The 19,549-nt window shown below is 49.5% G+C and carries 19 protein-coding genes and 2 tRNA genes; 12 read left to right on the top strand and 9 right to left on the bottom strand.

The window, feature by feature from the left end; genetic code table 11:
- The first annotated feature begins 2 nt into the window (after positions 1-2).
- Positions 3-1,268: a transglycosylase SLT domain-containing protein gene (locus ACTJJS_RS12120; RefSeq protein WP_440663876.1), complete on the top strand. Its 1,266-nt coding sequence runs from the start codon at positions 3-5 to the stop codon at positions 1,266-1,268.
- Between the two features lie 136 nt (positions 1,269-1,404).
- On the opposite strand, the gene ACTJJS_RS12115 is transcribed toward ACTJJS_RS12120, so the two are convergent.
- The 3 genes from ACTJJS_RS12115 to gap all read right to left on the bottom strand — a co-directional run bounded on the left by ACTJJS_RS12115 (position 1,405) and on the right by gap (position 5,285).
- Positions 1,405-2,817: a cation:proton antiporter domain-containing protein gene (locus tag ACTJJS_RS12115; protein WP_440663875.1), complete on the bottom strand. Its 1,413-nt coding sequence runs from the start codon at positions 2,815-2,817 to the stop codon at positions 1,405-1,407.
- Positions 2,818-2,912: 95 nt separating this feature from the next.
- Positions 2,913-4,103 carry a phosphoglycerate kinase gene (locus ACTJJS_RS12110; protein ID WP_168871397.1) on the bottom strand — a complete coding sequence of 397 codons (1,191 nt, stop codon included), beginning with the start codon at positions 4,101-4,103 and terminating at the stop codon, positions 2,913-2,915.
- 165 nt (positions 4,104-4,268) lie between these two features.
- Positions 4,269-5,285, bottom strand: a complete 1,017-nt coding sequence (gene gap / locus ACTJJS_RS12105; RefSeq protein WP_168871398.1) for a type I glyceraldehyde-3-phosphate dehydrogenase — start codon at positions 5,283-5,285, stop codon at positions 4,269-4,271.
- A gap of 140 nt (positions 5,286-5,425) precedes the next feature.
- Here gap and ACTJJS_RS12100 point away from each other — a divergent pair.
- From ACTJJS_RS12100 to ACTJJS_RS12060, 9 genes are all read left to right on the top strand, one after another.
- Positions 5,426-5,497 (top strand) — tRNA-Glu (locus tag ACTJJS_RS12100).
- 158 nt (positions 5,498-5,655) lie between these two features.
- On the top strand, positions 5,656-6,066 hold the full coding sequence (locus ACTJJS_RS12095; protein ID WP_440663874.1) for an SMI1/KNR4 family protein: 411 nt from the start codon (positions 5,656-5,658) through the stop codon (positions 6,064-6,066).
- 78 nt (positions 6,067-6,144) lie between these two features.
- A complete protein-coding gene (locus tag ACTJJS_RS12090) occupies positions 6,145-6,828 on the top strand; it encodes a DUF1345 domain-containing protein (protein WP_440663873.1) in 684 nt (227 codons plus the stop codon).
- 92 nt (positions 6,829-6,920) lie between these two features.
- Positions 6,921-6,992 (top strand) — tRNA-Glu (locus tag ACTJJS_RS12085).
- Positions 6,993-7,069: 77 nt separating this feature from the next.
- On the top strand, positions 7,070-7,807 hold the full coding sequence (locus ACTJJS_RS12080; RefSeq protein ID WP_440663872.1) for a hypothetical protein: 738 nt from the start codon (positions 7,070-7,072) through the stop codon (positions 7,805-7,807).
- Between the two features lie 136 nt (positions 7,808-7,943).
- A complete protein-coding gene (locus tag ACTJJS_RS12075; RefSeq protein WP_440663871.1) occupies positions 7,944-8,141 on the top strand; it encodes a class I lanthipeptide in 198 nt (65 codons plus the stop codon).
- Positions 8,142-8,248: 107 nt separating this feature from the next.
- Complete coding sequence (locus ACTJJS_RS12070) at positions 8,249-8,446, top strand: class I lanthipeptide (protein ID WP_440663870.1); 198 nt, start codon at positions 8,249-8,251, stop codon at positions 8,444-8,446.
- A 42-nt stretch (positions 8,447-8,488) separates the two neighbouring features.
- Positions 8,489-8,743 (top strand): class I lanthipeptide, encoded by a 255-nt coding sequence (locus ACTJJS_RS12065; RefSeq protein ID WP_440663868.1) that lies wholly within the window; start codon positions 8,489-8,491, stop codon positions 8,741-8,743.
- Positions 8,744-8,814: 71 nt separating this feature from the next.
- Positions 8,815-9,015 carry a class I lanthipeptide gene (locus ACTJJS_RS12060; RefSeq protein ID WP_440663867.1) on the top strand — a complete coding sequence of 67 codons (201 nt, stop codon included), beginning with the start codon at positions 8,815-8,817 and terminating at the stop codon, positions 9,013-9,015.
- Between the two features lie 62 nt (positions 9,016-9,077).
- Here ACTJJS_RS12060 and ACTJJS_RS12055 read toward each other — a convergent pair whose 3' ends face one another.
- Entirely contained in the window at positions 9,078-9,467 is a 390-nt protein-coding gene (locus ACTJJS_RS12055; RefSeq protein WP_440663866.1) for a winged helix-turn-helix transcriptional regulator, read from the bottom strand.
- Between the two features lie 79 nt (positions 9,468-9,546).
- Here ACTJJS_RS12055 and ACTJJS_RS12050 point away from each other — a divergent pair, with 79 nt between their 5' ends.
- Both ACTJJS_RS12050 and ACTJJS_RS12045 read left to right on the top strand, forming a co-directional pair.
- The gene (locus tag ACTJJS_RS12050; protein WP_440663865.1) at positions 9,547-10,287 is read left to right on the top strand and encodes an SDR family oxidoreductase; all 741 of its coding nucleotides are present in this window, start codon (positions 9,547-9,549) and stop codon (positions 10,285-10,287) included.
- 202 nt (positions 10,288-10,489) lie between these two features.
- Positions 10,490-13,657, top strand: coding sequence for a ligand-binding sensor domain-containing protein (locus ACTJJS_RS12045; protein WP_440663864.1), 3,168 nt, complete (start codon positions 10,490-10,492; stop codon positions 13,655-13,657).
- Positions 13,658-13,710: 53 nt separating this feature from the next.
- On the opposite strand, the gene ACTJJS_RS12040 is transcribed toward ACTJJS_RS12045, so the two are convergent.
- Genes ACTJJS_RS12040 through ACTJJS_RS12020 form a run of 5 tightly spaced genes read right to left on the bottom strand, consistent with a single transcriptional unit; the run spans position 13,711 to position 19,447 of the window.
- Entirely contained in the window at positions 13,711-15,117 is a 1,407-nt protein-coding gene (locus ACTJJS_RS12040; protein WP_440663863.1) for an MBL fold metallo-hydrolase, read from the bottom strand.
- A gap of 29 nt (positions 15,118-15,146) precedes the next feature.
- Positions 15,147-15,656 (bottom strand): DUF4442 domain-containing protein, encoded by a 510-nt coding sequence (locus ACTJJS_RS12035; RefSeq protein ID WP_440663862.1) that lies wholly within the window; start codon positions 15,654-15,656, stop codon positions 15,147-15,149.
- A 7-nt stretch (positions 15,657-15,663) separates the two neighbouring features.
- The gene (locus ACTJJS_RS12030; protein ID WP_440663860.1) at positions 15,664-16,173 is read right to left on the bottom strand and encodes a thioredoxin family protein; all 510 of its coding nucleotides are present in this window, start codon (positions 16,171-16,173) and stop codon (positions 15,664-15,666) included.
- Positions 16,174-16,201: 28 nt separating this feature from the next.
- Positions 16,202-18,193: a polyphosphate kinase 1 gene (ppk1, locus tag ACTJJS_RS12025; protein WP_440663859.1), complete on the bottom strand. Its 1,992-nt coding sequence runs from the start codon at positions 18,191-18,193 to the stop codon at positions 16,202-16,204.
- A gap of 6 nt (positions 18,194-18,199) precedes the next feature.
- Positions 18,200-19,447 (bottom strand): Pycsar system effector family protein, encoded by a 1,248-nt coding sequence (locus ACTJJS_RS12020; RefSeq protein ID WP_440663857.1) that lies wholly within the window; start codon positions 19,445-19,447, stop codon positions 18,200-18,202.
- Between the last annotated feature and the right edge of the window lie 102 nt (positions 19,448-19,549).

Below are 19,549 nucleotides of genomic sequence, written 5' to 3'. Positions count from 1 at the left end.
GTATGAGAAAAATCTTTTTACTATTGCTGTTGCCAGCATTGAGTTTGGGAAGTGTTGAAGTAATGGGTAGCAACAGTGTACCTAAAGAGACGGCGTTACCATTGGTCTCGCCCGACACTACAGTGAAATTCCGCAAAGTACATTTGCCGAAAGACTCTGTAGCGCCTTCTCCCACCACTATGGCAGTGAAAAAAGCTGCCCAGAGCCTGCCTAACAACATTCGCAGCGCTAAAGTATATGAACAGATCAACAACAACCTGGTGGCCGGTTATGTAAATAACTATGCTACCCGGTACAGTCAGCATCTGCAGATCATGGTTGAAAGAGGCCAGCCTTATTTCTCCATGGTAGAAAAAATCTTCCGCGAACATGGTATCCCGGAAGAGATGAAATATCTCGCAGTAATTGAATCCAGCTTTAATACCAATGCACGTTCCAGAGTAGGAGCTGTTGGCGCCTGGCAGTTTATGGCCGGTACCGCCCGTATCTTCGGTCTGAGCGTGGGTAAAAAAGTAGATGAACGTAAAGATTTCTACAAATCCACACTGGCTGCCGCTCAGTACCTGAACAAACTGTACGAACAGTTTGATGACTGGTTGCTGGTAGTAGCTGCCTACAACTGTGGCCCTGGTGGCGTATTACGTGCCATGAAGGCCAGTGGCCGTGAAGATTTCTGGGGCATGCAGTATTTCCTGCCCGCAGAATCCCGTAACCACGTGTATAAATTTATTGCTACCGGCTATATCCTCGATCGATTCAACAACTTCTTCGGTGTGAGCGATGAACCCGGCATGCCTGTGGCAGACAATACCAGCGCTCCCGCCCCCGCTGCCGCTGTGGCAAGAGGCCCGCTGACAGAAGATGAGATCTACAGCAGCGTGGAAATCAATGTTACCGGTAAATACCGCCTCGAGGCCATCGCCAAAAAACTGGAAATGTCTGTAGGTGAACTGGACCGCTACAATCCTGGTTTTGCCAAAGCAATGGCCAGCGCTGAAAACAACTACGACCTGCGCATCCCGAAGGAAAAAATGAAGCTGTTCCTGGCTGAAAAAGACGAGATGCTGAAAGAGTCTGTTCAAATGACACTGGACGACAAAGCAGTAGGTGTGGATAAATCCAAATTCCCGCCTCCGGCTAAAATGCCTGCTGAAAAAGCCACAACGGCCAAAAAAGCAACTACTGCCAGCGCCAAAAAACACAGCAGCGCTAAAAAATATTCCGCTGCCAAAAAACACAAGACCAAAAAGAAAACTACCCACAAGTAGTTCATCTATAAAAGAAAATAAAAAACCCGTGTTGGTAATACCAGCACGGGTTTTTTATTTTCTTTTACAGCATTACGTATAACCGGTGGTGTTATTATGCGGAAAACACCTGAATTACGGAAACGCCTGTATGTTTTTATACCGCCATCAGCCCCTTTTTCCTTTCACTGAAAGCTACCAGGTCCAGCAGCGGGCCTGTCATAAAGGTGGTGGCCAGCGCCATCAGTACCATCATGGCGAAGATGCCGGGTGACAGGATGCCAAGGTCGTAGCCAATATTGAGCACTACCAGTTCCATCAGGCCGCGGGTGTTCATCAGCGCACCGATGGAAACAGACTGGCGCCAGGACTGGCCCATAAGCCGGGCAGTCAGGGTACTGCCGCCAAACTTGCCGGCCACGGCTACCAGCATGATCATCCCGCAGATGGCCCATAGATGGCTCTCATTCAACAGTCCGATCTGGGTACGCAGGCCGGTAAACACAAAAAATATCGGTAACAGCAACAGTACGCTTACATCTTCCAGCTTATCCGTCAGCAGTTGTTTGACAGCAGCTTCCTGCGGCATGATAACGCCTGCCAGGAAGGCGCCAAAGAGGGCGTGTATGCCAATTACTTCCGCAGCCAGGGCAGAGAGCAGCAAAGTCAGAAAAACCGCGGAAATAGCTGCTTTCTGGCGTCCGCGGGCAATATGCCTGTTCACCGTGCGGGCCAGCCAGGGCCTTACAGTGGTGAGCATAACGGCCACAAAAACGACGGACAGCACCATGGTGATCAGCGCACTGATCAGTCCTCCGGCTTTCACAATGGCTACTACTACTGCCAGGATACACCAGGCCGTCACGTCATCTGCGGCGGCACAGGTAATGGCCATGGTGCCCAGCGGGGTGCCGGTGAGTTTCCGTTCCTGCACAATGCGCGCCAGTACCGGGAAAGCTGTGATACTCATAGCGATGCCCATAAACAGTGCGAAAGCGAGGAAACTGACGCCTGCCGGCGCAAAATCAGTGAAGAGATAATAAGCCAGCCATACACCCAGGAAAAAGGGCACGATGATGCTGGCGTGGCTGATCATCACAGCATCGTGCGCTTTGTTCCTGATTTTGCTGATATCGAGCTCCATGCCTACGATGAACATAAAGAAGGCGAGGCCTATCTGACTAAGGAACTGGAGCGTTTTCAATGACTCTGCCGGGAAGAGGAAAGCGGAAAAGGAGGGCATGGTCCATCCCAGCAGGGAAGGGCCCAGCAATACACCTGCTATGATTTCCCCTACCACTGCCGGCTGCTTTATTTTATTGGCCAGTATACCAAACAGGCGGGCGACCAGCATGATCACGATGATCTGCAACAGGAGCAGGCTCAGAGGGTGTTTCAGGTTGTCGAGGTATTGCCACCAGTCGTTGGTTGTGGCTGCATGTTGTGTAACTGCAGCGGCAACGGGTGCTGCCTGTTTGACCGGCAGCAGCCTTCCCTGTTCGAGAATGACCCATATCAAAACCCCGAACACGCCAATGATAGCAGGGTAGAGGAGGAGGCGTTTTTTCATAAGGTGAGTTGTAAAAAGTAAATACGGATTTGCAGGTATATAAATTCCTTTCCCTGCAAATCCGTAATGCTGTTATGTTTGATGATATGTTACAATCAGATGGCTGCGATGCCGGGGAGTGTTTTGCCTTCGAAGAATTCGAGCATGGCACCGCCACCGGTAGATACGTAGCTAACTTTGTCGGCCAGACCGAATTGGTTAACCGCTGCTACAGAGTCGCCGCCGCCCACGAGGGAGAATGCTCCCTGGGCAGTGGCCAGCACGATCGCATCAGCAACGCCTTTGGTGCCTTTCTGGAAAGCTTCCATTTCAAAAACGCCCATAGGACCGTTCCACAGGATGGTTTTTGAAGCCTGGATGGTTTCGCTGAAGAGGGCTACAGAAGCTGGTCCGATATCGAGGCCCATCCATCCGGCGGGGATGTTATCGTTGGAAACCACCTGTGTGGCCGCGTCGGCAGCGAACTTGTCAGCAGCAACGGAATCCACGGGCAGTACCAGTTTAACGTTTTTGGTGCGGGCTTTCTCCAGCAGTTCATTTGCCAGGTCCAGTTTATCATTTTCGCAGAGGGAATTGCCTATTTCCTTGCCTTGTGCCTTGAGGAAGGTATAAGCCATGCCGCCGCCGATGATGATGTTATTGGCGCGGTCCATCAGTGTTTCGATGATCAGTATTTTGTCGCTCACCTTAGCGCCGCCGAGGATGGCGGTGAAAGGAGCGGTGGCGTTGTTCAGTACTTTTTCCGCGTTGGTTACTTCCGCTTCCATGAGCAGGCCGAACATGCGGTTCGGTTTAGCGAAGAACTGGGCGATAACAGCTGTGGAGGCGTGTGCGCGGTGAGCGGTACCGAAGGCGTCGTTTACATAAACGTTACCCAGTTTGGCCAGTTGTTCCGCGAAAGAGGTATCGCCTTTCTCTTCTGCCTTGTGGAAACGCAGGTTTTCCAGCAGCAGTACTTCGCCCATTTTCAGGTCGGCAGCGGCTTTTTCAGCTACAGGGCCAACGCAGTCTGTTGCAAATTTTACTGTAACACCGCCCAGCAGTTTAATGAGGTGGTATACGAGATGTTTTAAAGAGTATTTATCCGTAGGACCATCTTTCGGGCGGCCGAGGTGGGACATGAGGATGACAGCGCCGCCATCTTTCAGTATTTTTTTGATGGTGGGGACAGCGGCCCGCATGCGGGTGTCATCAGTAATTTCAAATTTGTCGTTCAGGGGAACGTTGAAATCCACGCGGACCAAGGCTTTGCGGCCGTTGAAATTATAGTCGGAGAATTTGCTCATATGTAGCGATTTAAGAGAAAGGGTTTAGCCAAAAAAAACCGCGGACCAACAGCACAAAGCGAGTGTAACCAAGTTGACCTGGCCTATCTGCTGCTATGGTGTAGTTGTTCCGCGGAATGTAAAAAAGTATCCCGGCAGCGCCTGGCGGCCGGGAATACGATCTGATTATTTGGTGATCAGGCCGGCGAAGTACTTCACAGTACGAACCAGCTGAGATACGTAGCTCATTTCGTTATCGTACCAGGACACGGTTTTAACCAGTTGGTGGTCACCAACGGTCATTACTTTAGTCTGGGTAGCGTCGAACAGGGAACCGTAGTGGATACCGATGATGTCGGAGCTTACGATTTCGTCTTCAGTATAACCGAAGGATTCGTTGGAAGCTGCTTTCATCGCTGCATTCACTTCTTCTGCGGTTACTTTTTTGCTCAGGATGGTAGTCAGTTCAGTGAGGGAACCGGTGATGGTTGGTACGCGTTGAGCGTTGCCGTCCAGTTTACCTTTCAGTTCCGGCAGTACCAGGCCGATTGCTTTCGCAGCGCCGGTGCTGTTGGGAACGATGTTGGCAGCAGCAGCGCGGGCGCGGCGCAGGTCACCTTTCGGATGCGGAGCATCGAGGGTGTTCTGGTCGTTGGTGTAAGCGTGTACTGTGGTCATCAGGCCGGTAACGATACCGTATTTGTCCTGCAGAACTTTGGCCATTGGAGCCAGGCAGTTGGTGGTGCAGGAAGCGCAGGAGATAACGGTCTCGCTGCCGTCCAGCAGTTCGTGGTTTACGTTGAAAACGATGGTTTTCAGATCACCGGTAGCAGGAGCGGAAATTACAACACGTTTTGCGCCGGCGGTGATGTGCGCAGCAGCTTTGTCTTTATCAGCAAAGAAGCCGGTGCACTCGATCACTACGTCGATATCGTGCTCTTTCCAGGGAATTTGAGACGGGTCTCTCTGTGCATATATCTTCACATCTTCGCCGTTCACATTAATTGCGTTCTCGGAATGTTTAACTTCTGCATCAAACCTACCCTGCGCTGAATCATATTTCAGCAAATGCGCCAGCACGGTTGGGCTGGTAAGGTCATTGATAGCTACCACATCAATGCCGGGCATTTTGTAAATCTGGCGGTATACCAAACGACCGATACGGCCGAATCCATTAATACCAATTTTGAGAGTAGTTCCCATTTTTTGTCGTGATTTGAGTATGAAAAAATCGAGAGCGAATTTACAATCAATGCGTTTATTAATCAATATAAATTTGAGTTATCAAAAAATTTTTTGGAAATATAAAACAATAGTGTACTTTTGCAATCCCAAAACGATACGCCGCGTTGGTCAAGGGGTTAAGACGCCTCCCTTTCACGGAGGAATCACGGGTTCGATTCCCGTACGTGGTACGAAAGAAAGCCGGTCATTATGACCGGCTTTTTATTTTGTATCAGGTTGATATATATTCCTCTTCTTTTTTATGCTTTAGCGCTGCTGCTGTTTTTCAGTGACCCTAATTCCAGGTGGACATTACCTTTAGACAATTTTTTTTCTTCTCTCTATTGCCATGAAACCAAATAATTCCCTTGCTTTTTTTGAATATTTAAAAGTCGAAACGGAGGCAAAATGGGCGCAATTAGAGCTCAATGATCCTTATGTAAGCGTAAATCCCGGTACAAAATGGTTACCCGGCCTTTCGGGAGAGGAGCTACAGGCTTTTGAAAAAGAAATGGGTTTCCCGTTTCCGGAGCCGCTCCGTAATTTTTACCGCACGATGAATGGGGTGGACAGACCTTTTATCTACACATATGATGACGGTTCCATAACAGAGGATAACAGGTTTTATTCTTATCCCCAGGACATAGACCGTATCCGCGACAAGATTGAACGGGTGTACGATGCATGCAGGGTAACGCCCGCCATTGTAAAAGCCAGAGGCATTTCCCGCATCTTTCCGCAACACCGGGCCATGGGCTGACATCAGTCGATAAAATCCCGTACACGCCCTGTATAAAAATGCTACTTTTAATAACATATATTTCAAACCAACAACTTTATGGCAAAACGGAGAATGCTTAATGATGTGCTCCGCCTTTATCCTCTGCGGCGTGTAATGATCAGTCTTGGCCTTACAGCGCTCGTTTGGGCAATACTGCAAATATGCCGCGTGCCTGTCAGTCCTTTGGTGTTTTCCGTGCTTTTATGGGACGTTTTTGCGCTTTCCTATATAGCTACCGCCTGGCTGGTATTTGTGCGGCGTAAGGTGCCTGAAATTCGTGCATGGGCACGTGTGGATGACGGCAGCCGTACCTTCGTGACTATTTTTCTGCTGGTATCTTCATTTGCCAGTATGATCATTGTGGCATTGGTGATGGTGTCCAATGAACCCGCTGAGACAACGATTTACCTGCCGGTGGCCATTGTCGGCATCCTGTCGTCCTGGGCGCTGGTGCATACAACGTACAGTTTCCACTATGCGCACCTGTTTTATGACGATGATGAAAAAGATGCTTCCCGTCATGCCGGAGGACTTGACTTCCCCCAGGAGAAATATCCTGATTACCTGGACTTCGCCTATTTCTCTTTTGTGATCGGGATGACTTTCCAGGTTTCGGACGTGGAGATCGGGAACCGTATTATCCGGCGCACAGTGCTGGTGCATGGATTGATATCCTACCTGCTCAATACGTTTGTAATGGCATTAACGATCAACCTGATTGCGGGACTGATCCACAAGTAAATTGATCTTGTTAATCATCTCCCGAAAAAATATTTGAAAAAAATTTTGTGATGTAAAACTATTCCCTATCTTTGCAATCCCAAAACGGAAACGCCGCGTTGGTCAAGGGGTTAAGACGCCTCCCTTTCACGGAGGAATCACGGGTTCGATTCCCGTACGTGGTACGAAGAAAAACAACATTGCCTAACAGTTACTTGTTAGGCAATGTTGTTTTTAATATGTACTGTTCAACCTGTTTCTGATGGAAAACTTCGCGATACCGCTACTGCCAAGCATTGCCATTAATGATACCCTGAACTTTTATAAAGCCCTTGGCGCCATTATCACCTACCAGCAAAAAGCCCCCAACAACTACATCGGGCTTAAAATCAAAGACATCGAAATACATTTCTTCGGCTTAAAACAAATTAAACTGGAAACCAATTTCAGTACCTGCTTTCTCAGGGTAAATGACATTGATACGTTTTACAATAACTGCAGGACGGGACTGAAAGCGCTATACGGCAAAATTCCGCTCAAAGGGATACCCAGGATCAACCAGCTCAAAGATATGCCTGCCTATGGCGCCAGACAGTTTGTTATTGTTGACCCTTCCGGCAATTATATCAGGATCGGTCAGCCTATTGCGAAAAAAGACAGTCTGCTCTTTGAAGAAAACGGAAAGAGGCCGGCAAGCGGTACTGCGCTTAGCAAAGCCTATGAGCTGGCAGACAGGCTCGCCAATGGGAAAGAAGATGCTGCCGCAGCTATCAGGACAATTGAAAAAGCGCTGAAGGACGATGCAGGAGATGAGCCAGACATCACGTTTAAACTGATGGTATTAAAAATGAGCATCGCACAGCGATCGGAAGACCTGAAGACTGCGAAACAGTTGCACCAAACATTAAAAAAACAATTGAGCAAAATGCAGGACCTGCATGCCATAAAAGACGATATCCACATATTTGAAAGTATGTCCGCGGAACTGGGACTTTCATAATTTTCCCTGATAACATACGTCGTGTGCTGCAAGGCATCTGCAGGCGGAACCTCTTGTACCGCCAGGGTTTCTGTTGTTACTGACAGTGTTGTGCAGCACCTGGAAGTATATTTGATACTCATCAAATACACACGGTATGAAAAAGAAAAACATTCTCCTGCAGAAAAAAGTCTCTCTTAAAAAAGTAGTATTGGCCAATCTGAACTATGATCAGCAAAAAGCGGTCCGTGGCGGTGCAGTCAGCGTAAGATGCGCGGACACCCGATGCGACGGTTGCGACAGCTATGATCCATCCTGCCCGACCAGGCCTCACCGAACATTGATCTGTTGGTGACCTGAAATTTAAAAACAGCAATCGTTCTTCCCTGAATTCCCGGATGTCCGTCATACAAGCGGCATCACCTGAGATTCCCTTTTTAATGTTAATCCAATATGTATGTTATGAAAAAGAAAAACATTCTCCTGCAAAAAAAAGTCGCTCTTAAAAAAGTAACGTTGGCCCATTTGAATTTTGAACAACAGCGCATTGTTTACGGTGGCGCAGTGAGCGCAAGGTGCGCGGATACCCGATGCGATGGTTGCGACAGTTATGACCCGTCCTGCCCCAGCAAACCTCACCGGACCCTGGTGTGCGTTTGATTTGGAGGCCTCTCCGTTAGGTGCTTTTTTACTGTTGCTGCAATGCTTATACAGCATTTCGGCTTTCACTTTAAACGTTCATCCAATACGTATGTTATGAAAAAGAAAAGCATTGATTTGCAGAAAAAAGTCTCCCTTAAAAAAGTATCATTGGCCCATTTGAATTATGAAGAGCAGAGCGCTGTTCATGGGGGTGATACAAATGTAGCGCGTTGTCTGAACACCAGGTGCATAAGATGTGATAGTTATGATCCGTCTTGCCCCACCAGGCCTCACCGTACTCTAGTCTGCCTTTGACCTGAAGTTTTACCGGAACTCACCCTGTTGCATACCGGGTATGCAGCAGATGAGTTCCTTTCATCTTCAATATGTATGTTATGAAAAAGAAACACATTGATATACAGAGAAAGATTTCCCTTAATAAAGTGACATTAGTTCATTTAAATTTAGAACACCAAGGTGCCGTTCTCAGTGAAACCGCAAGTTCCGAGTGCATAAACACCAGATGGTGTAACACAAGATCTCCCTACTGTATCAGTATACCATGGCCGACCATTGCATGTGGTTGATGTAGGTTAGAAAGTTCAGGATAGTGGCCGGCTGTCTTTGTGCTGCCAGCCACTACCTACCATTATTCCTTCTCCAGCTTCCTGATAATCTTCTTCCTGTGTGCTTTCCCCCATTTGATCATCTCCAGGATAATGTCCCCGAATGAACGGCAATAGCCGGTAGCGGTATATTCTACCAGCACCGGGGAGGATGCAATGACCGTCCTTTTAATCAGCTGATTGGCTTCCATCTCTTTTAATTCTCTCGACAACATCCTCGTGGTAATGCCCGGAATGCTACGCTCTATCTCGCGGAAACGTTTGTTCCCATTGCAGATGGAGTTGATAATAGGTAGCCGCCATTTACCTCCGATCACATAAATCGTATCCTGCAATGCCTGCAGCTCATCTTTCTGGTTACGCGGATTACTCAGTACTTCCGCTATTTCTTCCAACCGTTTTTTGTCTGGCATACTGGTATACTCTGTTATACTGGTTACAAAGTTATACCAGTTTGCCCATACCTTTGTCAGGAATTAATAAATCATCATCATGGAACAGTTAAAAGGTAAAATAGCCGTGGTGACCGGCGGCAACAGCGGTATCGGTTACGCTACAGCAAAGGAATTAAAACAACAGGGCGCGACAGTGATCATTACAGGCCGGCGGAAAGAAGCCATCGAAACAGCCGCGGCTGAACTGGGGGTCACCGGTATTGTGGCCGACCAGGGAAACCTTATCGCCATTGAAAGCCTGGCGGATACTGTTAAGACTGCATATGGAGCTATAGATATTCTGTTTATCAACGCCGGCGTTCTGGCGGGAGCGGGCATTGAACAGGCAACGGAAGAAATATTTGATCAGGTGATAGACGTGAACTTCAAAGGCGCCTATTTTACGTTGAGCAGGTTTATCCCTGTCCTGAAGGATGGCGCATCAGTGATATTCCTTTCCTCTAATACCGCCAGCATGAACGTTGCCCATTCTTCCATTTACTCCTCCAGCAAGGCAGCATTAAATGCCGTGATGAAGATTGCGGCCATAGAGCTGGCGCCGCGGAAAATAAGGGTGAATGCCATCAGCCCCGGGCCCATTGAAACGGAGATCCTGCATAAGCAAGGCTATAGCGAAGAGGAGCTCAAAGGCGTGAAATCATGGATCGTTGACCGTATTCCGCTGAAGCATATGGGAAAAGCCGGCGACATCGGGAAGATGGTGGTACAACTCTCCGGCGACGCGGCTTCTTTTGTCACCGGTGCAGAACTTGTGATGGATGGCGGTATGAGCCTGTAGTTATTGCTTGGTGCCTGCCGGTTTCCGGGATAACTTACGCGGTGAGGTACTCAGCCGTGGGGCAGTTCAGTGATGCCTTTTACGATTTTGCGCTTCCCGTCCGTCTGATTTTAGGAAAAACTAAAAAGGGGCTGATAGTTATTTGTAATATCATGGTAACATTTAGTACTTTTAACTCACAGCCACTTTTTTCCTGAATGCCATGATCGAACAGTTTATCTGGTCCGTCGCCCCATTACGGTATCACATCAAGAAATATCTGCATTGTCTGTTGTGTTTCCTGTGTGTAACGCTTACTGCCGCTGCGCAGGAGGAAAACATATCTTATCATTTCCGGCATCTGGATATCAGCAATGGCCTCGCGAGTAATCACGTTTCGGCTATCCTGCAGGACCGCAAAGGGTTTATCTGGATCGCCAGTACGGCGCTGCAACGGTACGACGGCACCAACCTGGTCACTATGGCCAACTTCGACCGCGTGCCAGGTTCCATCTATTATGACGATATCTGTCTCTGTGAAGACAGCCGCGGCCGCATCTGGATGGGGACCCCCGACAATATCCGTGTATACGATCCGGTGACGATGCTTATCAGGACGCTCAAAGTTGCCAACAGAGCGGAGCTGCCGGAAGGACTGCAATGCAGTAATATCATACAGGACCATAACGGCGTCATATGGGCCACTACCCGCGATGGCCTTATGCAGTTTGATGAAGCCTCCTTCAGTTTTCACAAAGCGGCCATGATACCGGAGGCCGACCGCCTTGAAATGCAGGACGCCATTATGGAGGATGAATCCGGCAACCTGTGGATAAGTGGAGCAACGCATCTCTATATCCTGGACCATGACCGGAAACAGCTGTATTCACCCGCTAATAATCCCCGCCATCTGCCTGTACTGGATATCCACAACAGCTTTAAAAAAATCTATACCGACAACCGCCATCATATATGGATGGCCGGCCGGCAAGGTATTTTGTACCAGTATGAGCCGGCGGTCAACAGACTGCAGGAATACCGCTTCAATACGCCTGACGCAGACCATATCTTTGATGTGATGACCGACGGCAACAAAGACCTGTGGGTCGCTACGGAAAAAGGCGGCATCTTCCGGTTCAACGACTCCCTGCGGCGTTTTGATTTTAACATCACCAGCAACAACGCCGACGAGCGTGGGTTCCACTACGACTACGAAGCCAATTGCATGCTAAGCGACCGGGAAGGCCATCTCTGGATAGGTACCGACCGGGGTGTGAATATCCTCAGTATTCACAACACTTCTTTCCGGATGCTGGACCACCGCACCGTTTTTCAAAAAACAAAAGAACGGCTGCCGGCAGCTGAGGTGACAGGCATCTTCCAGGCCAGTAACGGTGACGTATATGTAGGATACTGGGGAAAAGGGTTTAGCCGCCTGTCTTCCCGCCTGCAGTTGCTGGGCAACTATTTTCACGGGGAAGATACTGCTACCACCATTCCGGAACAACGCGGACTGGTTTGGACTTTCGCTGAACTGAAAAACGGTATTATCCTTGTAGGACAGGAAAATGGTAACTTGTCGCTTTTTAATCCTGCCACCGGGCGGTTTATCCGGCATCTTACCTCACCGGCGCTGCATGAACAAACATTATTACGCATGCTGGTGCAAGGCGATACTGCCGTATGGATAGGGCTTTACAAACGCGGACTGGCCAGCTGGAACCCGCGTGCCAACGAGTTTCGCTATTACCACGAAATCACGGATTCGCTGAAGCGGCCTTTGTCCGTGCTGCAAATCGTACCGGAAAAAGATTCTTTGTTATGGCTGGCTTCCAGCGGAGGAGGGTTAATTCTCTTTAATCCGCATACCCGCAAAATCGTTGCGCGTCAGAATTTTGAATGGTTACAACACAGCTATAATAATGTCACTTCATTGGTAAGATTTAATGACAGTACATTGTTGGCCGGAACTGACCACGGGCTGTGGATGTACAACACCCGCCAGGGCACTTACGTGCCTGTCAGAATCGACGGACAGCTCTTCGATGAGTGGGTGCTGAATATACGCGAGGACACGCCCGAAAAATTCTGGTTTATCACGCCCTATGGCTTTTACCGGTATACCATCCCGCGCGGAAAGCTGGAGACTTTTACACAGAACGATGATATCATCGATAACTCGCGCAAGGTGCGCCGCCGCATCTCCTGGCTGAAAGACGGCCGGCTGCTGGTAGGCGCGTCAGACCATTTTGTGGTGTTTGAACCTGATAAGCTGGAGGTGGCGCCGCCTCCGCCTGATGTTACCATCGTTAACATGAAAGCGTTGGACAGCATTATATTGATAGAGGAAGCACTGCGGGGCAACACGCCGGTAGAGCTGAATCACCGCCAGAATATCATCAGTATAGAATTCAAAAGCCTGTCTTATCATCAGGAAAAAATCCGATATTTCTATCAGCTGGAAGGGCTGGATGAAGACTGGGTAAGTGCGGAAAATATACTGGTGGCCAAATACACCAATCTTGCACCGGGGAATTATACTTTCCGGGTAAGGGCCGTCAACGCTGCCGGGACTACCTCGCTGCATATCAGCGAGCTGAAAATATTTATCCGGCCGGCGTTCTGGCAAACGCCCTGGTTCCGTGTACTGTGCCTGCTGCTGGCACTCGGCCTGGTATACCTGTATATCCGGCTGCGTATTACTTCTGTAAAGAAAGAAGCCCGGGAAAGGGCCGCCATCCAGCAACAGATGGCCCAGCTGGAAATGAAAGCCCTGCGCGCGCAAATGAACCCGCACTTTATTTTCAATGCGCTGAATTCTATTCAGACGTTTATGATGAAGAGTGAAACAGAACAGGCGCTCGCTTACCTCGCGCGTTTTGCACGGCTTATCCGGAATGTGCTGGACAACTCCCAGCTGAATAACATACCGGTATCTAAAGAGGTGAACATGCTTACTAACTATCTTGAACTGGAAAAACTGCGCTTTGCAGATGCCTTCGAATATGAATTTGTCGTAGACCCTGAGCTGGAACAGGATTTTGTGGAGATACCCACCATGATCCTGCAGCCTTTCGTGGAAAACGCCATCTGGCATGGCATTTTGCATATCCCTGACCAGGGAAAGATCCGGATCATGTTTGCACGTGTAGGCGACAGGGTGCTATGTACAATAGAAGATAATGGCATCGGCAGGGCGAAGTCGGCAGCGCTGCGGAAAATGGACACGCAGCATTACTCCCGCGGACTGCAGATTACACGAGACAGGCTACAACTATATAACAGCCGCTTTAATATGGATGCCAGTTTTGATATCGAAGACCTGAATGACGGCGCCGGAAATGCAACCGGAACAAGGGTGAATATCTGGTTTCCTTATGTACATGAATAAAAAAACGGATTACGAAGGAGGCCCGTAATCCGTTTTTCTTTTTTATAGATAAATTATCTCAGCCCAATTTCATAATGCCTTTCCGGGATTTCGATATCCAAAAATCCTTTTTTGAGCAACCAGTTTTTGAAGATCGTCTGCACATCGTATTCACCATGTACGAGGAATAACTTCTTTATATCGCCCGGATGCTGGCAGGAGAGCCACTGGCTCAGGTCTTCGTAGTCGCCGTGTGCGCTCATGGAGCGGATAACGCCTACTTCTGCTTTCACGGCATAACGGGTGCCGTAGATAGATACTTCTTTGTTGCCTCTCATCAGGCGGCCACCGAGTGATTGTGGTTCGCAATAGCCAACGATGAGAATGGTGTTTCTTTCTTCATCAATGTTGTTGGCGATATGATGTTTCACACGGCCTGCTTCCGCCATACCGGAGGCGGAGATGATCACGCAGGGCTCTTTGCGGAAGTTAAGTCCTTTGGATTCGTCCACAGACTTTATATAGTGCAGTCCGGGGAAATCGAACGGATCATCATCGCGTTTCAACACGTCAGATACTTCGCGGTTAAATACTTCCGGATGCGCTTTGGTCACGGCTGTAGCTTCGGTAGACAGGGGGCTGTCCACAAAGATGTCCACTTTCGGCAGGGTGCCGTTCAGCTGTGCCTTGTTTAATGCGTACAGCAGTTCCTGGGTACGGCCTACGCTGAAAGCAGGGATAATCAGTTTCCCTCTTTTTTCAACGCAGGTTTCCCGGATGTAACGCAGTAATTCCGCATCGGCGGGAGCCGCGTCAGCATGCAGGGTGCTGCCGTAGGTAGACTCAATGAGGACGTAATCTGCCTGTGGGAAAGTAGCGGGTGATTTGAGGATGGCATCATTATACCGGCCGATGTCACCGCTGAAAGTAATCTGTTCTGTTTTGCCGTTTTCCGTGATACGCAGGTGTACGGAAGCCGCCCCTACAATATGTCCGGCATCGGTGAACATGAGTTGTATGTCCGGATCAATGTTGATCCAGGTGTTGTAGTTGCTGACAGGTTTGAGGAAACGGATCGCGCTTTTGGCGTCTTCCACGGTGTAAAGTGGCAGCACATATGGTTTGCCTTCGTTTGCTCTTTTTTTGTTGGTGAACTTCACATCATCTTCCTGTATTTCTGCTGAGTCGAGCAGCAGTATCTCCGTCATGTCACGGGTACCGGGCGTGCAGTAGATATCGCCGTTATAGCCCATTTTCACCAGGCGGGGAATCAGGCCGGAGTGGTCAATATGGGCGTGGGAGAGGACCATATAGGTGATTTCGGCCGGGTCAAAACCAAAGTCCCTGTTCAATTCATCTGTTTCTGCGCCCATGCCCTGAAACATGCCGCAGTCCAATAAAACCTTCTTTCCGTTCTTTAGTGTAATTAGGTGCTTGGAGCCGGTAACGGTGCGGGCCGCACCATGGAATGCTATTTTCATATCCTTGATTTAGGGTGATGACCACCATTTTATGATTTTCCTTTAAAAGACCAGGTGATAGCGAACGAGGCAATTAGTGTGCCTTGTTTGTCCCTGCCTTCGCTGTGTAGGGTAGCGGTGACCGCTTCCTCCTGGTTCATGGCCTTGCTGATGGCTTCTTTCAGCGCCGGAAGGTCTTTACAGGTGAAGTAGGTAAGGCCGGTGGCTTTTTTCACAAAGGTGGATTCCAGTCCGGTAACAAGCATGGATATACGTTTTGGCGCACTCTGAACATACATCATGGCAGGCAGGCCGGTGCTCATTTCTGCGGCCATAGCGAGGCAGGCGAAGTAAGTGGACCGGAACGGGTTCTGTGACAGCCAGCGGAACGGGACGGAGGTGGTACAGGCGTCTTCTGTGATGGACTGCATCCGCACCCCGGCCAGCCATGCGGCCGGCAGCTTCCAGAAGAGGTAAGCCCTAAACTTAAACGGATGCTGCGCAAACTTTATAAAAGTATGCACAGCATCCGTATTGAAAGTGGTCATGCCGTTATTCATGGCAATATTATTCGTTGACGTAATTGGAAGGCTGCAAAGCAGCTGGTGACCATTGTTTGAAGAACTCCGTCAGTTTCTTTTTGTCATAGGAGTCCGCGGATTCCAGCAGACCTGTATTCTGCGTATGCAGCCGGTTGCCTTTGGAGTCCAGTACTACCAGTACCGGGAAACCGAAACGCTGTGGATATCCCAGTTCTTTCAGGACAGGCAGGTTTTTGTTTTCTTTGCTGTAGTTGAGGTGATATACCACAAAGTTCTTGTCCATAGCAGCTTTCAGCTCTGCGTCATCTTCCACGAACTTGTACAGCCGTTTGCACCAGATGCACCAGTTGCCACCTATCTGTAACAGCACATGTTTTTTCTCTGCAGCGGCCTGTTTAACGGCAGCGGCTATATCCGCCTTAGCATCTGCGGAAGGGTTGTAAATGTGTTCCAGGTCATGTGTTTGCGCCTGGACCTTCATCGCCGGCAGGGCGAAAAACAGTCCGAGGAGCAATGCCCATACCATCTTCTTCATAAAAATCGATTTATTCATCCTGTCTAATTTACACTATATTTTGCACATAAGCCTGAATGGCTTGCTGCGCCTGATGACTGTCGGCCAGCTGCAAAGAAACGATGTCTTTCAGCTGTTGGCGTAGAGCGGCGTCATATACGGGCACGCATACTTCAATACGGCGGCGCAGGTTCCGGTTCATCCAGTCGGCCGAGCCCATATACACCTCTTCGCGTCCGCTGTTATGGAAGATAAACACCCGTGCGTGTTCGAGGTAACGGTCCACGATACGCACAATGCGGATACCATCGCTTTCAGGGATACCTGTCTGCAGACAGTTGATGCTGCGGACAATCAGGTCCACTTCCACGCCCGCCTGGCGGGCTTCGTACAGTTTCGCGATCATCGATTTCTCCTGGAGGTTATTGATTTTCACGGTAACCTTCGCCGGCAGGCCCTTTTGTGCATTCGCGATCTCCCGGTCTATCATATCCGTGAAGCGGGTAAGCATATTAAACTGTGCTACCAGCAGATGCTCAAATTGGAGAAAATGGTAAGCCATCGGCTGCTCCCGGCTTTGCAGGTAGAGGAACAACAGTTCCATTTCCCGCGTGATGCCGGCATGAGCGGTAAACAGCACATGGTCGGTGTAAAAACGGGCAGTGCTTTCGTTGAAGTTGCCAGTGGCGATCAAACCGGAATAGTCCCAGAGGTAGCCGCGGCGGCGCTTTACCAGCGCTGTTTTGGCATGTACTTTCATGCCGGGGATACTGTAAATCAGTTTCACACCGGCTTCTTTCATTTTCTTGGACCAGCGGATATTATTCGCTTCATCAAAACGGGCCTTGAGCTCTACGAAGACGGTCACGGCTTTCCCGTTTTGCGCGGCGCTGATCAGCGCCTGTGCTATCTGTGAGCCGGAGGCGATCCGGTAAAGGGTTACATATATCTCTTCCACGTCGGGGTCTACGGCGGCTTCACTGAAGAACCTTAACACCGGGTCGTACTGCTCGTAGGGGAGATGCAGCAGCAGGTCCTTGCGCTGTATCAGGTCCAGCAGATAGTCTGCAGCAGCAGCTTCCGGCTGCACTACCGGCCTGGCTTTGGGATACAGGGCGCCGGAAAGGCCTGCCGGCATGGGCAGGTCTGCCAGGTCTTTCAGGTTGTGGTAACGGCCGCCGGGCACCATTTCATTATCGGCAGCTTCAAACTGGCCGGCGAGGAAGTTACGCAATGACAACGGCATGGAGGCGTCATACAGGAAGCGGGTGGGCACGCCCAGTTCCCGCTTGCGGATCATAGTTTCTACTTCTTCCAGCACATCACCTTTCATCTCGTCCATATCTATTTCCGCGTTACGCGTCAGTTTGATGCAATAGCTCTGATGGATAATGTAGCCGCGGAAAAGGTAGGGGAGATGGGCCCGGATAATATCATCAAGGAAGGCGATATGAAATTGCCCGTCAGGTGCGTCCAGTGTCAGGAAGCGTTTCAGACCGGAGGGAATATTCACCAGCACAATTTCCTGTTTATCGGGCGTACCCTGCGGACTGACTGTCACCACGAGGTACAGGGCATTGTTCTCCGGGAAAAACTTTTTATGCCGGTGGCTGAGCCACACAGGTTGCAGCCAGGCCTGTACGGCAGCCTGGAAGTAAGCCCGGGTACGGGCGGCCAGTTCCGGCGCCAGCCCCGTGCCGTAGAACAGCGTGATACCTTGTTGTTGCATGGCCGGCAACAACATACCGGTAAATATCTTCCCGTATTCTTCCTGCTGCCGGTTGATGGTGTCCATCACTTCCTGTAATGTTTCCGGGGTGGGAGATTCTTCACCGGCGGCATCCGGGTCTCGTTCCAACACCTTGTTAATAGCCAGTATGGCAGGCATTCTGACGCGGAAAAACTCATCGAGGTTGGAAGAGAAGATGGACAGAAATTTAATGCGTTCGTATAGTGGTACCTGTGGATCGGCAGCCATCTGCAAAACCCTGTGGTTGAAGGACAACCAGCTGAGATCGCGGTTATATAAAGGAATAGCCATGAATACTTATGCTTTTACCGGGAAAAAGATGGCTGCGATCATGAAGGCCAGCACGGACGATATCAGGCCAAACATAAATACGTTATAGGAGATGCGGAGCAGTTTGTATTTGTGGGCCAGTACCACGCCAAGGTGATATACGTCTTTGGTCATGCTGCCATAGAGGAAATCAGCGTCGTCCATCATCTTTCTCATGCCCCATTCATATTCATCCAGCTTCATCCTGTAGAAGTTACCGAAGAAAAGCAGGTTGGCGTTTTTGTTGTTGATATCTTCCCTGGTGAAAGTTCCGCTGGTGACATTGGGCCGGGTGGCCAGCACCGCAAAAATGATGGTGGTGACAGAGGTGACCAGGAAGATAATGGCCGGGATGACCATATTGGGATAGTCTTCTATCCGCCGTACCAGTACCGAGAGCATAAAGGAAATGATAATGGAGTTAACCGATATCATGATATGTGCTTTGCTGTCGGCCATGGAGCTTAACCGGATATGGTTGGTGGAGGTAATGCGGAACATCGTCTCTACGCCGCGGTCGGGTTTTTTATCTTTTTCCTTCTTTTTATTTTTCTCCAGCAGCTGAGCATCGGGCGTGGCGGCATTGTCGGCAGCTGCGGCTACCGGCGTGGTTGCTGCTTCAGCGGCTTCGGCCGATTTTTTTTCCATTTTTTTATACAGCTTCTGCAGGTTTTCTTCTTTTTGTTGTTTGGTGTAGGTCTGCGCGTAGTCGGTCCAGTAGTGGTGTGCAGTGAGAAATTTGATATTGCCGGCCAGCCAGGTACTGGTGGGCACTTCCTGTTGGTTCCTCATCTCCACTTCTTTACGCAGCAGTTTGTTGCGGTCGGCGAAATCTTTGGAGCCGAGGTGGAACAGGTCTGCATCACAAACGATTTGTTCTACCAGGTTATGAGGCGACTGTGGCATTTTAGTGGCCAGGATAGCGCCTTTTACCATGGCCTGTATACTTTCAGGCGCCTGCTGGCTTTGCAGGAAGTTGACAGCTTCCGTTGCACCGTTTTCTTCGTGTTTGCCTGCTTCTCCTATCAGATAGCCGGCATCGTGAAACCATGCAGCAACGTAAACGGCTTGTAGTTCTTCGTCCTGAAGGCGGTAATGGGCGGCGATCTGAGCGGCTGCTTTTACCACCTGCAGCGTATGTTCAAGGTTGTGATATACCAGTTCTGGATGTGGGTGTTGCTGGTACTGGGCCATCACAAAGTCTCTGGCGGCATCGATGAGTGAGCTGTTCTGCATATTCTTAGTTTTGTCCGGCAAAGGGAGAAAGCGGTACTTTTGCGTGCATTCCCCGATTTGCGCCTTTGCATGACGGAAGTTACTGCATTTTTGAGTTAAATT

It is taken from the genome of Chitinophaga sp. 22308 (assembly GCF_052045305.1).
In the GTDB taxonomy this organism is placed as follows: domain Bacteria; phylum Bacteroidota; class Bacteroidia; order Chitinophagales; family Chitinophagaceae; genus Chitinophaga; species Chitinophaga varians_A.
Note: the sequence above shows the minus strand (reverse complement) of the source record. Positions and strands in the feature narration are given on the sequence as shown.

What these genes read in the sequence shown, in the direction of transcription:
- ACTJJS_RS12120 (WP_440663876.1), top strand. Translation starts at nt 3, where the DNA reads ATGAGAAAAATCTTTTTACTATTGCTGTTGCCAGCATTGAGTTTGGGA.
- ACTJJS_RS12115 (WP_440663875.1), bottom strand. Translation starts at nt 2,817, where the DNA reads ATGAAAAAACGCCTCCTCCTCTACCCTGCTATCATTGGCGTGTTCGGG.
- ACTJJS_RS12110 (WP_168871397.1), bottom strand. Translation starts at nt 4,103, where the DNA reads ATGAGCAAATTCTCCGACTATAATTTCAACGGCCGCAAAGCCTTGGTC.
- gap (WP_168871398.1), bottom strand. Translation starts at nt 5,285, where the DNA reads ATGGGAACTACTCTCAAAATTGGTATTAATGGATTCGGCCGTATCGGT.
- ACTJJS_RS12095 (WP_440663874.1), top strand. Translation starts at nt 5,656, where the DNA reads ATGAAACCAAATAATTCCCTTGCTTTTTTTGAATATTTAAAAGTCGAA.
- ACTJJS_RS12090 (WP_440663873.1), top strand. Translation starts at nt 6,145, where the DNA reads ATGGCAAAACGGAGAATGCTTAATGATGTGCTCCGCCTTTATCCTCTG.
- ACTJJS_RS12080 (WP_440663872.1), top strand. Translation starts at nt 7,070, where the DNA reads ATGGAAAACTTCGCGATACCGCTACTGCCAAGCATTGCCATTAATGAT.
- ACTJJS_RS12075 (WP_440663871.1), top strand. Translation starts at nt 7,944, where the DNA reads ATGAAAAAGAAAAACATTCTCCTGCAGAAAAAAGTCTCTCTTAAAAAA.
- ACTJJS_RS12070 (WP_440663870.1), top strand. Translation starts at nt 8,249, where the DNA reads ATGAAAAAGAAAAACATTCTCCTGCAAAAAAAAGTCGCTCTTAAAAAA.
- ACTJJS_RS12065 (WP_440663868.1), top strand. Translation starts at nt 8,489, where the DNA reads ATGCTTATACAGCATTTCGGCTTTCACTTTAAACGTTCATCCAATACG.
- ACTJJS_RS12060 (WP_440663867.1), top strand. Translation starts at nt 8,815, where the DNA reads ATGTATGTTATGAAAAAGAAACACATTGATATACAGAGAAAGATTTCC.
- ACTJJS_RS12055 (WP_440663866.1), bottom strand. Translation starts at nt 9,467, where the DNA reads ATGCCAGACAAAAAACGGTTGGAAGAAATAGCGGAAGTACTGAGTAAT.
- ACTJJS_RS12050 (WP_440663865.1), top strand. Translation starts at nt 9,547, where the DNA reads ATGGAACAGTTAAAAGGTAAAATAGCCGTGGTGACCGGCGGCAACAGC.
- ACTJJS_RS12045 (WP_440663864.1), top strand. Translation starts at nt 10,490, where the DNA reads ATGATCGAACAGTTTATCTGGTCCGTCGCCCCATTACGGTATCACATC.
- ACTJJS_RS12040 (WP_440663863.1), bottom strand. Translation starts at nt 15,117, where the DNA reads ATGAAAATAGCATTCCATGGTGCGGCCCGCACCGTTACCGGCTCCAAG.
- ACTJJS_RS12035 (WP_440663862.1), bottom strand. Translation starts at nt 15,656, where the DNA reads ATGAATAACGGCATGACCACTTTCAATACGGATGCTGTGCATACTTTT.
- ACTJJS_RS12030 (WP_440663860.1), bottom strand. Translation starts at nt 16,173, where the DNA reads ATGAAGAAGATGGTATGGGCATTGCTCCTCGGACTGTTTTTCGCCCTG.
- ppk1 (WP_440663859.1), bottom strand. Translation starts at nt 18,193, where the DNA reads ATGGCTATTCCTTTATATAACCGCGATCTCAGCTGGTTGTCCTTCAAC.
- ACTJJS_RS12020 (WP_440663857.1), bottom strand. Translation starts at nt 19,447, where the DNA reads ATGCAGAACAGCTCACTCATCGATGCCGCCAGAGACTTTGTGATGGCC.